The organism is Pseudogemmobacter faecipullorum (assembly GCF_020539525.1).
Classification (GTDB): Bacteria; Pseudomonadota; Alphaproteobacteria; order Rhodobacterales; family Rhodobacteraceae; genus Pseudogemmobacter; species Pseudogemmobacter faecipullorum.
Map to the genome: position 1 here is coordinate 1 of NZ_JACDXX010000105.1, position 446 is coordinate 446.

Consider the following 446-nt stretch of genomic DNA (forward strand, 5'->3'; position numbering starts at 1 on the left):
CAAACAGCAGACCATCCAAAACCGCCGCTTGAACCACCAGCGTCAAGCAGCATAGCCTGAACCCGATGAGCCCAAGCCATCTGCTACAAAATCAGCGCGGCGGTTCCAAATCATTCGACGACGGACAATCTTCGACAATGCCAGAGCCGTTAAACCGGGCCCTTTTGAATTCTAAAATACCTTTCCCCCGATCCCCAAGAAGGGGGGATAGCCCCCCTGCCTGCCTAAACCGCGACCCCAAATAGTTTCCCGATAGCGGCGGTCACTGCCATCGCGGCACCGCCCCAGAAGACCACACGCAGTGTTGGTCGCAACAGCCTGGCTCCGCCGGCCCAAGCCCCGAGAGCCCCGAGAACAGCAAGCGCGAGCAGCGTTGTCACAGTAACCACGACGGCGACAGTTTCTGCGGGTGAGACGAGCGCAGCGACCATCGGCACAGCCCCGGC

1 protein-coding gene is annotated in these 446 nt (G+C 60.3%); it reads right to left on the reverse strand.

The window, feature by feature from the left end; all coding sequences use genetic code 11:
* Positions 1-224: 224 nt before the first annotated feature.
* On the reverse strand, positions 225-431 hold the full coding sequence (locus H0485_RS21410; RefSeq protein ID WP_226937889.1) for a VIT1/CCC1 transporter family protein: 207 nt from the start codon (positions 429-431) through the stop codon (positions 225-227).
* Positions 432-446 lie beyond the last annotated feature (15 nt).